At 56.2% G+C, this 14977-nt stretch carries 14 protein-coding genes; all 14 read left to right on the plus strand.

Annotated features, from left to right (window positions below):
• The coding region (locus WNY39_RS16030; RefSeq protein ID WP_342847131.1) for an acyl-CoA dehydrogenase at nucleotides 1–690 on the plus strand (690 nt) is incomplete at its 5' end.
• Between the two features lie 3 nt (nucleotides 691–693).
• Nucleotides 694–1515 (plus strand): SDR family NAD(P)-dependent oxidoreductase, encoded by an 822-nt coding sequence (locus WNY39_RS16035; protein WP_342847133.1) that lies wholly within the window; start codon nucleotides 694–696, stop codon nucleotides 1513–1515.
• Between the two features lie 9 nt (nucleotides 1516–1524).
• Nucleotides 1525–2451 (plus strand): SDR family NAD(P)-dependent oxidoreductase, encoded by a 927-nt coding sequence (locus WNY39_RS16040; RefSeq protein ID WP_342847135.1) that lies wholly within the window; start codon nucleotides 1525–1527, stop codon nucleotides 2449–2451.
• A gap of 27 nt (nucleotides 2452–2478) precedes the next feature.
• Nucleotides 2479–3675 (plus strand): acetyl-CoA C-acyltransferase, encoded by a 1197-nt coding sequence (locus WNY39_RS16045; RefSeq protein WP_342847137.1) that lies wholly within the window; start codon nucleotides 2479–2481, stop codon nucleotides 3673–3675.
• Nucleotides 3676–3681: 6 nt separating this feature from the next.
• Complete coding sequence (locus WNY39_RS16050) at nucleotides 3682–4329, plus strand: histidine phosphatase family protein (RefSeq protein ID WP_342847138.1); 648 nt, start codon at nucleotides 3682–3684, stop codon at nucleotides 4327–4329.
• Between the two features lie 11 nt (nucleotides 4330–4340).
• On the plus strand, nucleotides 4341–5369 hold the full coding sequence (locus WNY39_RS16055; protein ID WP_342847140.1) for a phosphotransferase family protein: 1029 nt from the start codon (nucleotides 4341–4343) through the stop codon (nucleotides 5367–5369).
• A gap of 4 nt (nucleotides 5370–5373) precedes the next feature.
• Nucleotides 5374–6171 (plus strand): IclR family transcriptional regulator, encoded by a 798-nt coding sequence (locus WNY39_RS16060; RefSeq protein ID WP_341235760.1) that lies wholly within the window; start codon nucleotides 5374–5376, stop codon nucleotides 6169–6171.
• 478 nt (nucleotides 6172–6649) lie between these two features.
• Entirely contained in the window at nucleotides 6650–7894 is a 1245-nt protein-coding gene (locus WNY39_RS16065) for a branched-chain amino acid ABC transporter substrate-binding protein (RefSeq protein WP_341235761.1), read from the plus strand.
• 82 nt (nucleotides 7895–7976) lie between these two features.
• Nucleotides 7977–8933 carry a branched-chain amino acid ABC transporter permease gene (locus WNY39_RS16070; RefSeq protein WP_342847146.1) on the plus strand — a complete coding sequence of 319 codons (957 nt, stop codon included), beginning with the start codon at nucleotides 7977–7979 and terminating at the stop codon, nucleotides 8931–8933.
• Nucleotides 8930–10270 carry a branched-chain amino acid ABC transporter permease gene (locus tag WNY39_RS16075; RefSeq protein ID WP_342847148.1) on the plus strand — a complete coding sequence of 447 codons (1341 nt, stop codon included), beginning with the start codon at nucleotides 8930–8932 and terminating at the stop codon, nucleotides 10268–10270. The genes WNY39_RS16070 and WNY39_RS16075 overlap by 4 nt, the downstream gene beginning before the upstream one ends.
• Nucleotides 10267–11028 carry an ABC transporter ATP-binding protein gene (locus tag WNY39_RS16080; protein ID WP_093917460.1) on the plus strand — a complete coding sequence of 254 codons (762 nt, stop codon included), beginning with the start codon at nucleotides 10267–10269 and terminating at the stop codon, nucleotides 11026–11028. Before WNY39_RS16075 ends, WNY39_RS16080 begins: the two co-directional genes overlap by 4 nt.
• Nucleotides 11028–11732, plus strand: a complete 705-nt coding sequence (locus tag WNY39_RS16085; protein WP_341235765.1) for an ABC transporter ATP-binding protein — start codon at nucleotides 11028–11030, stop codon at nucleotides 11730–11732. The genes WNY39_RS16080 and WNY39_RS16085 overlap by 1 nt, the downstream gene beginning before the upstream one ends.
• An 87-nt stretch (nucleotides 11733–11819) precedes the next feature.
• Complete coding sequence (locus WNY39_RS16090) at nucleotides 11820–13022, plus strand: serine hydrolase domain-containing protein (RefSeq protein ID WP_342847151.1); 1203 nt, start codon at nucleotides 11820–11822, stop codon at nucleotides 13020–13022.
• A complete protein-coding gene (locus tag WNY39_RS16095; RefSeq protein ID WP_342847152.1) occupies nucleotides 13019–14977 on the plus strand; it encodes an acetoacetate--CoA ligase in 1959 nt (652 codons plus the stop codon). Before WNY39_RS16090 ends, WNY39_RS16095 begins: the two co-directional genes overlap by 4 nt.

The raw sequence follows: 14977 nt of genomic DNA on the forward strand, positions 1-14977 counted from the left end.
GAGGGGAATGGTTTCCGCCTAAGCGGTAAGAAAACATTCGTCGTCGATGGCGCATTGGCGGATCGTTTGCTGGTGCTGGCGAAAACCGATGATGGCCTGACCCTGTTCGATATCCCGGCTGACCGCGCGGGTATCACCCGCAACGCGCAAAATATGATCGACGCACGGGATTCCGCGCGGATCGATTTCGACAATGTCGAGGCGACGGGCGAGGATGTCTTGGGTCAGGTCGATAGCGCGATGAGCGTGTTGAAACCCGCGATTGAAGCAGGTCAGGCAGCGCTGGCCGCTGAAATGGCGGGGCTGTCGGCGGGTGCCTTTGGGATGACCGTCGCGTACCTGAAAGAGCGCAAGCAATTCGGCACAGTCATCGGTAACTTTCAGGCGCTGCAACATCGCGCCGCGCATCTGTGGTGCGAGATTGAAGTAACGGCATCGGCAATCGTGAATGCAGGCCGTTTGCTGGACGAAGACCCTGATAACGCCACCATGGCCGTATCACTGGCCAAAGCCCGCGCCACATCGACGGCGCAACTGGCGGTGCAAGAGGGTGTTCAGATGCATGGCGGGATTGGCATGACCGACGCTTATGGCATCGGATTTTATATGAAACGCGCCCGTGTCGGCGCTGAATGGCTGGGCGACTATGGCTATCACGCAAACCAAGTCGCCAAGCACAGAGGATTTTAAACCATGGATATCAATACACTTTTCGGACTTGAGGGTAAAACTGCCCTTGTTACAGGTGGTGCGACAGGCATTGGCCGCATGGCCGCCGAAGGTTTGGTGCGTGCAGGCGCGACCGTGCTGATCGCAAGCCGCAAAGGTGACGCCTGCGAGGCCGTTGCGAAAGAGCTGAACGCCATGGGTGCCAGCGGCAAAGCCATCGGATTTGCGGGCGATGTCGGTACCGAAGAAGGTGTCGATGCGATGGTGGAAGCCGTGCAAGCCCACACAGATCGCCTTGATATCCTGATGAACAACGCGGGTATCACATGGGGTGCACCCTTGGGTGAATTTCCGTTCAAGGCTTGGGAAAAGGTGATGAACGTCAATGTGGCCGGTCTGTTCGACCTGACACAAAAACTGCTGCCGATGCTGAAAAAGCACGCGACCATCGAAGACCCAGCACGGGTTGTGAATGTCGGGTCGGTCATGGGCGAACGCGAGATGGGCGATGGTGCCTATAGCTATTCCGCGTCCAAGGCGGCCGTGATCCACCTGAGCAAAATTCTGGCCAAGGAACTGGCGGGGGATGCGATCACTGTGAACGCTTTGGCACCGGGGCCGTTCGTGTCGCGCATGACCGCGTTTGCCACCCATGACGAAGATATGCGCAGCAAAGTGGGCCAAGACGTGCCGCTGCGCCGCGTCGGGACGGACACCGATATTGCCGGCTGTATGCTGTTTCTATGCGGGACCGGCGGTGCCTATATCACCGGCGCTGTCATTCCGGTGAGCGGCGGCATCAACGTGATGAGCGGGCCGAACATCTTTGAACAAGCACTGCATTAAGGGGCGATGATGGACATCCGATTTGATAACCGCGTGGCGATTGTCACAGGTGCCGGTACCGGTCTTGGCCGCAGCCACGCCTTGGGGCTGGCCGCACGTGGCGCGCGCGTTATGGTGAATGACCTTGGCGTGACGACGGACGGGCAGGGCGCATCATCGACCGCTGCCGAAGCCGTTGCACAGGAAATCCGCGATGCGGGTGGCGAGGCGATGTCGCACGGCTGCGATGTGTCGGACGAGGTTGGCGTGGCCGATATGGTCGCAGAGGTGATGGAGGCATGGGGCCGCATTGATATCTTGGTGAACAACGCCGGTATCCTGCGCGACAAGACGTTTTCCAAGATGGAGATGTCTGATTTCCGCAAAGTCGTAGACGTGCATCTGATCGGCTCTGCCAATGTGACCCACGCCTGCTGGCCGATCATGCGCCAACAGAAATACGGGCGCATCGTGCTAACGTCGTCGGCATCGGGGCTTTATGGCAACTTTGGTCAGTCCAACTATGGGGCGGCCAAGGCGGCGATGATGGGGCTGATGAATGTGCTGCATCTGGAAGGCGCGCGTGACAACATTCGCGTCAACACGCTGGCCCCCACGGCCGCGACCCGGATGACCGCCGATTTGTTGCCCGAACAGGCGCAGGAATTGCTGGCACCCGAAACCATTACCCCCGGCCTGCTATATCTTGTCAGCGAAGACGGCCCCAGCCGGGTGATCCTTGGCGCAGGGGCTGGCAGCTTTGCCCAGACCCGCGTTTACGAAACGGAAGGCGTGACGTTGACTGGTCAGGACAATACCCCTGAGGGCGTCGCAGCTGCATTCGACAAAATTACGAACGAGGCAGGCCAGCAAGAGCTGACCGACGCCTTTAGCCAGACCAAGAAATACGCTCTCAATGCAGCCAAGGCCCAAGGTCTTGATCTGGATTGGGGCTAACAGACTATATTTTAAAGGGAGATCACCATGCGTGACGCAGTAATCGTATCCACAGCCCGTACCCCGATTGGCAAAGCCTATCGCGGTGCGTTCAATGCCACCACACCTCAGGCCCTTGGCGGCCATGCCATCAAACATGCGGTTGAACGCGCGGGCGTTGACCCTGACCAAATCAGCGATTGCGTGTTTGGCGCGGCGCTGCAGCAGGGGCATTCCGCCGGCAACATCGCCCGCCAGGTTGCCATGCGCGCCGGTCTGCCTGTCACCGTTGGTGGCATGTCGCTGGACCGTCAATGTGCGTCCGGCATGATGGCAATCGCCACAGCAGCCAAGCAGGTTGTGATGGACGGCATGGACATCGTGATCGGTGGCGGCGTTGAAAGCATTTCGATGGTGCAAACCCCGGAAATGCGCGTCAAGGCAGACCCTTACCTTAAGGAAAACATGCCTGACCTGTATGTCACCATGCTTGAGACGGCAGAAAACGTTGCATCGCGTTATGGCATCAGCCGTGAAGCACAAGACGAATACGCAGCGCGCAGCCAAGAGCTGACCCATCAGGCGCAACAAGCTGGCAAGTTCGACGATGAAATCGTTGCCATGACCACCACAATGATGACCCAAGACCGCGAGACCAAAGAAATCTCGTCGCATGAGGTCACGTTGGACAAGGACGAAGGCAACCGCCCCGGCACATCCAAGGAAAGCCTTGGTGGTTTGCAGCCCGTTTTCAAAGACGGCTTGGTCGTTAAAGAAGGCAAGTTCATCACTGCCGGTAACGCATCGCAGCTGTCCGATGGCTCCTCTGCCTCGGTTATTATGGAAGCCAAGCTGGCTGAACAGCAGGGTCTAAGCCCGCTGGGTCGTTATGTTGGCGTGATGGCTGCGGGCTGTGAACCTGACGAAATGGGCATTGGTCCGGTTTTCGCGGTGCCAAAACTGCTTGAAGCGCATGGCCTCAAGATGAGCGACATCGGCCTGTGGGAACTGAACGAAGCCTTTGCATCGCAAGTTCTGTACTGCCGTGACAAGCTGGGCATCCCTGACGAATTGCTGAACGTAAACGGCGGCGCGATTTCCATCGGTCACCCTTACGGCATGTCGGGCGCTCGCATGGTTGGCCACGCGCTGATCGAAGGCAAACGTCGCGGTGCCAAATACGTTGTCTGCACCATGTGTGTGGGCGGCGGCATGGGTGCTGCTGGCCTCTTCGAGGTTCTGTAAACCAAAATGGGAGAGCTTTTGGTCATCCGCCACGGACAGGCGTCATTCGGGGCTGACAACTATGACAAGTTGTCGGACCTCGGGCACCAGCAATCTGCGGCGGTTGGTCAGGCTCTTCGAGATATGGGATGGGTGCCGGATCGGACGATCACCGGCACCCTGACCCGTCAAAAAGAAACGCTTGCCTCGATGGGATTTGAGACGGGCGAAGAACACGCAGGATTCAACGAATATGATTTTCAGGATCTGTTAAGCGCGCGCTATAAGGGCGATGTGCCGGATCTGGTCAAAGGCGACCGCAAGGTTCATTTCCGCACCCTGCGCGAGACGGTGTTTCAGTGGCAGGCAGATGAAATCGAGAACCCCGCTGAAAGCTGGGGCACGTTTACCGGTCGCGTCGAAGCGGCACGTCTTGCCGCCTGTGCCACCGGGGCCGACCGCGTGTTGGCCGTCAGTTCGGGCGGGGTGATCGGGCAATTGACGGCGGCGTCACTGGGCGCGCCGGATAAGATGATGATGACCCTGAACCTGCAGATCAAGAATACGTCGATCACCAAATTTGTTTTCACCAACTCCGCGTTTTTTCTGCATGAATTCAACGCGACTCCGCATATGATGTCCGGCGACGCCGCTGGCATGATGACCTATAGTTAAGGAATGAAACCATGAGTACCGATACGCAAACGCTCGATATTCCAAAGGTCACTGCCTATCTGGAAAAGCATCTTGAGGGCTTTGAGGGCCCGCTTGAGGTGTCAAAGTTTCAGGCTGGCCAGTCCAACCCGACGTTCCTTTTGAAAACACCCAGCCGCAATTTTGTGCTGCGTCGCAAGCCCCCCGGGGTTCTGCTGAAATCGGCACACGCGGTTGACCGCGAATTCCGTGTGCAAAAGGCGTTGCAAGACACGGACGTACCGGTGTCGAAAATGCATCTGCTGTGCGAAGATGATGATGTTATCGGGTCGGCGTTCTATATCATGGACCACGTCAACGGGCGCAATTTCATGGATCCGCGGATGCTGGACGAGACCAATGAAGTGCGCGCCGGGATCATGGATGAAATGAACCGCGTTCTGGCAGCTTTGCACGAGGTCGACATTGATGCCGTCGGGTTGTCCGATTACGGCCCCCCCGGAAACTATTACGAGCGCCAGATCGCCCGATGGACCAAGCAATATCGCGCCTCGGAAACCGAAGATCAGCCCGCCATGAACGAGTTGATCGAACGTCTGACAGCCAGCATCCCAACCGATGACGGGCAACGCACGTTGGTGCATGGCGATTATCGCATCGACAATATGATGTTCGAAAAAGACGGCACAAAATGTCTGGCCGTGCTAGATTGGGAACTGTCCACCATTGGCCACCCCTATGCCGATCTGGCGGCAGTGATTATGCAATGGCAGATGCCAGCCGGCACCGAAGGGCGTGGTTTTGGGGGTGCTGATCGCGCCGCACTTGGCCTGCCAACGGACGAGGAATTTATCGCTAAATATTGCGAACGTCGGGGTTTGGACGGGATCGATAACTTTGGCTTTTACGTCGCCTTTTGCTTTTTCCGCATGGCGGGGATCATCCAGGGCGTGCTGAAACGTGCGCTGGATGGCAACGCGTCAAACCCGGAACGCGCAATGAAGGTCGGTGCCTATGTGCCGGTCTTTGCCGCTAATGGCTTGAAAGCGTTGGAAAGATAATAAGATGGCAAACCACGAGTTCGCAACCGATCCGTCAGAGGCAAAGGATAGGAACTTTGTCACGGCCCTGGCGCGTGGGCTCGATGTTTTGCGCTGCTTTCGCCAGAATGAATCCGCGCTGACGAACACGGACTTTTCCGAACGCACTGGATTGCCCAAGGCGACGGTCTCCAGATTGACCCACACATTGTGCGAACTGGACTATCTGATCGCTGATCCGCGCACGGGCACTTACCGGTTGGGCGCGGGCGTGCTGCAACTGGGCTTTGGCGTGCTGACGAGCATGGAAATCGGTGACCGCGCTGCCGAAGAGATGAAGGCGCTGCGGGACGGCCCAAACTCTTATATTACCGTCGCGATTGGTGAGCCGTATCGGCTGGATGTCGTTTATGTTTGTACGAAACGATCCCGCGAGGACGTCGCGCTGCAAATGCGTGTCGGATCACGTTTGCCGCTGTTCGACTCCGCGATTGGCCGCGCCATTATGGTGGGCATGGACGAGGCGATGCGCGAACGGGCCTTTGGCATCGCTGCGCAAACCGATGCTGCATTAGAAAAACGCGGGCGCGAAAGCTATGCCGCTGCGGTCACCGAATTTGCGGAAAAAGGGTTCTGCTCAAGCTATGGGGACTGGCGGCCAGATGTGAACGGGATCGCCGTGCCTGTGTTTTCCCCCAACGGGTCTTTGGTCTATGGCTTGAACATTGGTGGCCCCGCGTTTCACGTTAAAAAGAAGCAGCTTGAAACGGTCTATGCAAAGCGTCTGATCAAGGCGGCAGAGGCGATCAGCATCCGGATTTAACTGCTTGCCGGGCCGTGCCGTGGCCCTCCAGAATCAAGTGAAAAACCCTGCTCGAATTCGCGTCCCCCGCGAAAATTCTGTCATGTTGCGAATATGATAGCGGTTTCAGAATGCGCCAATTTGCATCGTCAAAAAAAAGTGACGTAAGGGAAAAAAATTTCGTTCCATTGTCTGGCGGACGTTTGTCAGGAAGCTGTTCAATTTGTTTGCAACGCCTCAAATTTCGCTGGTTTGGGAAACGATATAAATAACAAACGCTTAACGACCTCTCTGCTCAAAATATCGGCGACAGAGGTGAATTTGATCATATATTGCGCAAATATTTGATGGCGCAACATATGACATAACATGCCCCATACTGCCGCAACTTTTGAACAGAGGCGCTTGACAATGTAAGCCATTGTGCAAGGCTTCGACCAAGGCTTGGCATTCCATAAAAAACGCATCAAAGCGCCGGGCCGTCCTTGGGAGGATTAAAATGAAAAATATCACTAAACTGGGCGCTGTATCTGCGCTTTCTTTGGTCTTGGGCGCAAGCGCTGCCTTTGCCGAAAATATCAAAGTTGCATTCATTGACCCACTGTCTGGCCCGTTTGCCAGCACCGGTACGAACGGCCTGCATCAGTTTGAATTCGCTGCTGATTATATGGTCAACGAAAAGGGCGGCTTGCTGGATGGCCAGATGATGGAAGTCATCGGCTATGACAACAAAATCAGCCCCAAGGAATCGCTCATTCAGCTTCAGGTCGCGATCGACCAAGGTGTCCGTTTCATCGTTCAGGGTAACTCCTCGGGTGTTGCAAACGCGCTGACCGAAGCCGTTGACAAGCACAACCGCCGGAACCCTGACAGCCGCGTTCTGTTCTTGAACTACGCCGCTGTTGACCCTGCATTGACCAACGACAAGTGTAACTTCTGGCACTTCCGTTTTGACGCCAACGCAGACATCAAAATGGACGCGCTGACCGATGTGATCGCCGAAAACGACAGCATCAACAAGGTTTACATCATCGGCCAGGACTATTCCTTTGGTAAGTCGGTTTCCGCCGCCGCGAACAAAATGCTTGGCGAAAAACGCGCTGACATCGAGATCGTTGGTGACGAACTGCACCCAATCGGCAAGGTAAAAGATTTTACCCCATATGCCCGCAAAATCGTTGCTTCGGGTGCGGATGCTGTCATCACCGGTAACTGGGGCGCAGACATGCTTGGCCTTGGTAAGTCCATCATCGAAAACGGCTTTACCGGCCCGATCTACACCTATTATGCGGCAGGTTCCGGTATCACAGCGGCATTTGGTGAATCCGGTAAGGGTATCATCCGTTTGGTGGGCGAAGGCCAAATCAACCCGCCCGCAAGCCAAGAAGCGTCTGACTACTACAACGCGTACAAAGCGAAATACCCAGACGGCAATATTGACCAGGCGCGTATCTCGAACACAATCGGGATGCTGGCCAAGGCGATTTCAGAAGCAGGCACTGCTGATGACGTCGTAGCGATCGCCAATGCGCTTGAAGGCATGGAATACGAAACCATGTGGGGCGGCAAAGTGTTTATGCGTCCGCAAGACCACCAAGCGATCCAGGATATGCACATCAACGCGCATACCAACGAAGGCGTGACATTTACCTATGATAACTCGGACTACGGTGTTGTCACCGAATCCACAGTTGTCATGGCGTCGATGGACAGCCCAACCACTTGTGAAATGAAGCGCCCATAATCAGCGTTTCCCCGGCCCGTCTGGTATATCCTGGCGGGCCAATTTTCTCTCGTTTTTGCCACCACTCACCTGGAGGGGCCCAATGGACCTCATTCTCGTCAATCTGATCGACGGGCTGGTAACTGGATTGCTGTTGTTCATGCTTTCCGCCGGTCTGACCCTAATTTTCTCGATGATGGGTGTTCTAAACTTTGCCCACGCCAGCTTTTACATGCTTGGTGCCTATTTTGCCTATCAGATCAGTATTGCCGTTGGCTTCTGGATGGGGCTTTTGATTGCACCGCTGATTGTTGGTGTGTTGGGGGCAGGGGTCGAACGCTATGGCCTGCGCCGCGTCCACCAATACGGCCACGTGCCGGAACTGATCTTTACCTTTGGTTTGGCCCTGCTGATCGAAGAGCTGGTGCAGTTTATCTGGGGTAAGAACCAGATGCCCTATTCGGTGCCAGATGTGCTGAACTTCACCGCATTCGCGATCTCGGGCAACTCTATCCCCGCGTATAAAATCTTTATGATCTTCATCTCGATCGCGATCTTTATTGGTCTGCTTTATGTTCTGACCAAGACACGCGTTGGCATGATCATTCAGGCGGCCCTTAGCTATCCCCGCACGGTCGAGGCATTGGGGCACAACGTGCCGTTGATCTTTATGGGTGTGTTTGGTGTCGGGACGGCGCTGGCCGGTCTGGCGGGCGTGATCGCCGGCCCTGTTCTGGGTACCTTCCCGGGAATGGCCTTTGTGCTTGGCTCTATCGTGTTTGTGACAATCGTGATTGGCGGGCTTGGGTCCCTTTGGGGGGCCTTGGTGGCGTCCTTGCTTATCGGTTGGATCACAACCTTTGCCAAATCGTACAATATCGAAATGGAGGATTTGCTGAACGCGATAGGTATCTCAACACCTGAAAACCTAAGCGATAGCGTCTTTCGCGACTTCTGGAGCCTGACAAGCCCGCAGATCGCTGACATTCTACCCTATATCCTGATGGTGCTGATCCTCATCTTCCGCCCAGCAGGTCTTTTCGGAAAGCGCCAGTCATGACAGTTTCAGACCCTAAACACGACGTTCCAGAAGGCGCGCGCGAGCAAGATCAAATTACGACTGATCCTGCAAAGGCGTCCGAGAGAATGCGCGCAGGTTCCATGACACTGACGCTGGCCCCTTGGGTGATTGCGACTGTTGTCTTGGTGTTCTTGCCGATGTTTTTCACGAACAATTCGGCGCTGACAATCATGAACCAGATGTCGATCACCATCGTGTTCGCGCTGGCCTATAACATGCTGTTGGGGCAGGGGGGCATGCTGTCCTTTGGCCACGCGGTTTATGCGGGTGTGGGCGGGTTCGCCTGTATGCACATCATGAACATGTCGGATTTCTTTGAGACAATTCCGCTGGTAATCCTGCCCGTCTTTGGCGGCTTGTTCGGTATGGGTCTTGCGATGATTGTCGGATCGTTTTCAACGCGGTCAGCGGGGACTGTGTTCGCCATGATCTCGCTGGGTGTGGGTGAATTGATCGCCGCGTGCTCTGTTATCATCGTGGCCTTTTTCGGTGGCGAAGAAGGGATCAGCGGAGACCGTACATACGCGCAGCCTTTCTTTGGTGTCGAATTCCTTCAGCAGATCGAAGTGTACTACCTCACCATTGCGTGGCTCGTAATCTCCGCAGCCCTTATGTACCTGTGGAGCCGCACACCCGTTGGTCGGATGGCAAACGCGGTACGCGACAACCCAGAGCGTGCGCAGTTCTTGGGCTATTCCGCACGCTGGGTTCGCTACTACAGCTTTATCGCGTCGGGCTTTTTCGCAGGTATTGCGGGTGGCCTCTTCGCCATCAACTACGAGATCCTGACTGAAGAGAACCTGAACACTGCATCCTCTGGCGTGATCTTGTTGGTGACCTTCCTGGGCGGCGTTGGCTTCTTCTTTGGGCCGATCATCGGGGCGATTGCCTTTACCCTGCTGCAAACGGTTCTCAGCCTGTCGACTGAGCTGTGGGCGTTTTACGCAGGGACGCTTTTCGTGGCGACGGTGATGTTCTTTCCGGGCGGTTTGGCCGGACTGATCATGATGCATGTGCCCGCGTTCCGGCTGCGCAAGGCCAGCGGTCTCGTCGTGCCCTACCTCAAGACGTTGCTACCGGGGGCGATTGGGCTGTTGGGTCTGGCGGCACTTGTCGAGATGACATTCCATTACAGGCACGCAGCCACCGGAGACGTCGAAATGACGCTCTTTTGGACGACCTTTAACAGCCACGAGATCCTTCCTTGGATCATAGCAGGGGCCATTACGGTGATCGGGCTTGGCATCGCCAAAGTCACAGCACCATCCCTGAAAGAAGCGTGGAACGAAGCAAACACAGCAGGAGGCGCATCATGAGCACACCAGCCCTTGAACTGACCGGCCTCAAGAAAAGCTTTGGCAAAGCCGAGATTATTCGCGGCATTGATCTAAGCATCGGCAAGGCCGAACGTCACGCCATCATCGGCCCGAATGGTGCCGGTAAATCGACACTGTTCAACCTGATCACCGCGCGGTTTGCACCGACGGCAGGTACGGTGAAACTGCACGGCGAAAATCTGGCGGGGCTAGAGCCGTTCCAGATCAACCGCAAAGGCCTTAGCCGGTCTTTCCAGATCACCAACATCTTTCCGGCGATGACCGTGTTTGAAAACGTACGCTGCGCTTTGCTTTGGGCGCAGGGGTACAAGTACAGTTTTTGGCACTTGGTCAACAGCAAGCGCGACCTGACCGAAGGGGCCGAGGCCATTCTGGATCAGATCAACCTGCTGGAACGGCGCAACCTGCCGGCTGGCACGTTGTCCTATGCTGAACAGCGCGCGCTTGAGATCGGGATTACCATTGCTGGTGGTGCCGATGTGATCATGCTTGATGAACCCACAGCGGGGATGAGCAACACCGAAACGGATTACATCACTGATCTGATCCTCAAGGTTACGGCGGGCAAAACGCTGATCATGGTTGAACATGACATGAGCGTTGTCTTTGGTCTGGCCGACCGTATTTCGGTGCTGGTCTATGGCGAAATCATCGCCACCGGGGCACCCGCAGACGTGCGCGCAGACGCACGCGTTCAAGAAGCCTACTTAGGCGCCGCATTGGAGGCAGAACACTAATGATGCTCGAAGTCACCGATATGCACGCCTATTATGGCAAATCTCACATTCTTCAGGGTGTGAACCTGAACGTAAAAGAGGGCGAGATCGTCGCACTTTTGGGGCGTAACGGCGTTGGTCGTTCCACCACCTGCAAGGCCATCATGGGCGAGGTCGAGCCCCACGGGTCGGTCAAGTTTCAGGGCAAGGAAATTGCCGGCAAGAAGGCGTTTCAGATCGCGAATATGGGCATTGGTTATGTGCCCGAAAACCGCGATATCTTTCCCGGTCTGACGACACGGCAAAACCTGACGCTGGGCCTGAAACCCGGTCAAAAGGATGGCGCGGGGCGTTGGTCGATGCAGGCCATGTTCGAGATGTTTGAAAACCTTGACCGCCGCGCTGACGTCGAAGCGTCGGTTTTGTCGGGGGGTGAACAGCAGATGTTGACCATGTGTCGCACGCTGATGGGCGACCCTGATCTGGTGATGATTGACGAACCGACCGAGGGGCTTTCCCCGCAGATGGTTCAAAAGGTCGCCGAGGTGCTGAAAGAGATCGCAAACCGCGGTATTTCCACATTGCTGGTCGAACAAAAGCTTTCGATTGCCATGGATATCGCGGATCGTGTCTATGTCATGGGCCACGGTCAGGTGGTGTTCGAAGGTACGCCAGCCGATCTAAAAGCCCGCGATGATGTGCGCAAGGAATGGCTCGAGGTTTAATCCTCGGGGCCGTTCTGGCAGGTTAAAAACGTCGCTATTGGCGGCCTCATCCTCCTGAGGCGCTGATGCGTCACAGGAGGATTTTTTATGGGTTTTGATAGCAGTAGATTAGACCGTATTGGCAGCTGGATGGACAGCTATGTGGCGCGCAACCGCTTTGCCGGGTGTTCCGTCTTGGTCGCGCAAGCGGGCAAGGAGGTCTATTTTAACGCGACAGGTCTGCGTGACGTCGAAACCGGCAAACCGTTTGAACGCGACACCATTGCGCGCATCTATTCAATGACCAAGCCGATCACGTCGGTCGCGATTATGATGCTGGCGGAGCGCGGGCTGTTTCACCTTGATGCGCCATTGTCCGATTTCATCCCTGCCTTTGCCGATATGCGCTGCCTTGTTCCAGGGGCAACCAGCATCGATCAGACCGAAGCCTGTCAAACGCCGACCCTGCATCATTTGCTGACGCATACATCGGGCCTAAGCTATCCGTTTAACCCTGGCGTGCTGCCCCAAGCGATGGACGATCAAGACATTCTGTTCCGCGCGGATCAGGGATCATTGGCCGAGATGAGCGACCGACTGACCGAATTGCCGCTGGCCTTCCAACCGGGCAGTCGCTGGGAATATTCGGTCAGCATTGATGTGCTGGGCCGCGTGATCGAGGTGGTATCGGGCAAGACGCTTGAACAATTTTTGGTCGATGAGATCCTCGGGCCGTTGGGCATGGACGAGACTCGGTTTTCTGTGCCGGATGGCACGCAGGATCGGTTCGCCGCGCTCTACACTCCGCTTGCGGGCAGTGCCTATGCGATGAACGAAGCGAAACCGGCAGAACCCACGCTGCGCTGCGTCGACCGGCCTGAAAAATCGCCGTTCTTGAATGCGCAAATGCATTCCGGTGGCGGTGGGCTGGTTGGGACAATTGATGATTATCTCAAGTTTACCGAAATGCTGCGCACCGGCGGGGCGGGGCTGATTTCGCCTAAAACCCTCGACTTTATGATGCGCAATCACTTGCCCGGTGATATCGCATCAATGGGTCCGGCCAGCTTTGCCGAGCAACCGATGGAGGGGATGGGCTTTGGCCTTGGCGGGGCGGTTGTGCTGAACCCCGGCCGTGTGCGTGTGCCGTCCAGCGTTGGTGATTTCAGTTGGGGCGGCATGGCGTCCACCTTCTTTTGGGTTGATCCGGTGCTGGATTTATCTGTCGTCTTTTTCACGCAACTGGCACCGTCCAGTTCCTATCCTGCGCGCCCTGAGCTCAAGGCGCTGATCCACGGAGCAATGACATGAACGAAATCCTGTGGGAACCGGCGCTTGACCGCTATGACGCATCAACCATGGCCGCGTTCGAGAGGTTCTTGAAGGACACCAAAGAGCTAACGTTTGACGACTACAATGCCATGTGGCGGTGGAGCGTTGACGATCTGGAGGCGTTCTGGGGCGCGATCTGGGAATTTTTCGACGTTCAGGCCAGTGCGCCCTACACCAAAGTTATGGCGAAACGTCAGATGCCGGGTGCGCAATGGTGCCCCGGTGCGATGCTGAACTTTACCGACCAGATCATGAAACATGTCGACAGCCAGCCGGATGGTGATGCGCTGATCGTGCAGTCGGAAACCTTTGGTCGCAAGGTGCTGTCATGGTCTGAACTGCGGGCGCAAGTCGCCAGTGTGGCCGCCCGTCTGCGCGGCATGGGCGTTGAAAAAGGCGACCGCGTTGTCGCCGTTCTGCCCAACACAGAAACCGCGATGATCGCTTTTCTTGCGACGGCCAGCATCGGTGCCATCTGGTCGCTGTGCGCGCCAGATATGGGTCACGTCGCCATTCTGGACCGGTTTAAACAGATCGAACCCAAGGTGCTGATCGCGCAAGATGGCTATGTCCATGCTGGTAAAACCATTGACCGCCGCGAGGTTCTGGCAGGGATCGAAGCAGAGCTGCCCAGCCTGATTCAATGCGTCACAGTGCCATTTGTCGGCGACCTGCCAGCAGGGCATATCGCGTGGGATGATTTGCTGCATGACAAGGTCGACTATACCTCGACCCAAGTGCCCTTCGATCATCCACTGTGGATCGTCTATTCGTCCGGCACCACGGGAAACCCTAAACCCATTGTGCATGGGCATGGCGGCATCATTCTGGAGTCGGCTAAACAATCGCTGCACCATGATTTCATACTCGGCGGGCGCTATTGCTGGCTGACCTCATCCGGTTGGATCATGTGGAATTCGCAGTTCACCGCCCTTGGCCAGGGCACCACTGTCGCGATGTTCGACGGGGCGCCGAACCACCCCGATATGGGCGTGATCTGGCGGTTCGTTGCAGATGAAAAGCTTGATTTCTTTGGCGCGGGAGCCGCGTTTTTCAGCGGCTGCATGAAGGCCGGGATCACGCCAAGGGAAGAGGTGGATTTGAGCGCGTTGAAATCGCTGGGTGCCACGGGATCGCCGCTTAGTTCTGACGCTTACGACTGGATATATAAAGACGTCAAAAAGGACGTCTGGCTCGCGCCCATTTCGGGTGGGACCGATCTGGCGGGCGCGTTTGTGCTGGGCCATCCGGGCATGCCCGTGCGGGCGGGGGAAATGCAGTGCCGTGCCCTTGGCAATGCGGTGCGCGCCTATGACGAAGACGGCAATGAACTGACCGGCGTCGTCGGCGAATTGGTTTGCACCGAACCGCTGCCGTCTATGCCGCTGTTTTTCTGGGGTGATGACGACGGCAGCCGCCTGCACGACAGCTATTTTGACACCTACCCCGGCATCTGGCGCCACGGCGACTGGATCGAGATTAACGCTGCAGGCGGGTCGGTGATCTATGGCCGGTCGGACGCTACAATCAACCGTAAAGGTCTACGCCTTGGCAGCGCTGAGATCTATCAAGCCGTTGAAGGTCTGGACGAGGTGATGGACAGCCTCGTTGTCGACCTGGAATTTCTGGGCCGCGAAAGCTTTATGCCGTTGTTCGTTGTGCCTGCCCACGGCGTGGCAGTCGATGATGCGCTAAAAGACAAGATCAACGCGGCCATTCGCAAGAACGTCTCCGCGCGTTTTATCCCGAACGAGATTATCGAAGTCGCAGAAATACCCCGCACGCTTTCTGGCAAAAAGCTTGAGGTTCCCGTGAAAAAACTGTTGCTTGGGCAAGACCCCGAAAAGGTTGTTAACCGCGATTCAATGGCCAATCCGGACAGCTTTGATTTCTATATCGCCTATGCCGCAAAACGGGCGACCCAAAAGGACTAA

It is taken from the genome of Sulfitobacter sp. AS59, assembly GCF_038899995.1.
Classification (GTDB): domain Bacteria; phylum Pseudomonadota; class Alphaproteobacteria; order Rhodobacterales; family Rhodobacteraceae; genus Sulfitobacter.